The sequence below is a fragment of the Adlercreutzia sp. DFI.6.23 genome, assembly GCF_024462535.1.
Classification (GTDB): domain Bacteria; phylum Actinomycetota; class Coriobacteriia; order Coriobacteriales; family Eggerthellaceae; genus Adlercreutzia; species Adlercreutzia rubneri.
Window position 1 is genome coordinate 1 of the sequence record NZ_JANGBP010000496.1, and the last position, 302, is coordinate 302.

Consider the following 302-nt stretch of genomic DNA (forward strand, 5'->3'; position numbering starts at 1 on the left):
CTCTTCCGATCTTTGGCAATTCACGGAGTCTGGCCAAGTGAGTGGCGTGTCTGGCAACTGCGATGTGAACTTCTCGTTCACATAGTTCTCCTCGACGCCCCAAGAGGTGGTGCTCACCGGCACGCCCAACACCTGGGCGTGGATGAACGGCTACGCCTACTATTACGGTTCCGATGGCAAGGCTGTGAAGTGGAGCCAGAAGATCGATGGGAAGTGGTATTACTTCGACGGCCAGTGCCGCATGAAGACCTGCTGGGTCACCTGGAGCGCCGACGGCACGACGAGCTACTTCCAGCCCGGAG

Annotated in this window: 1 pseudogene; it reads left to right on the forward strand. The window is 58.6% G+C overall.

Going from position 1 to position 302, the window contains the following annotated elements:
• Positions 1–106: 106 nt before the first annotated feature.
• A pseudogene (locus NE591_RS14295) lies at positions 107–302 on the forward strand (hypothetical protein); the annotation flags it as partial.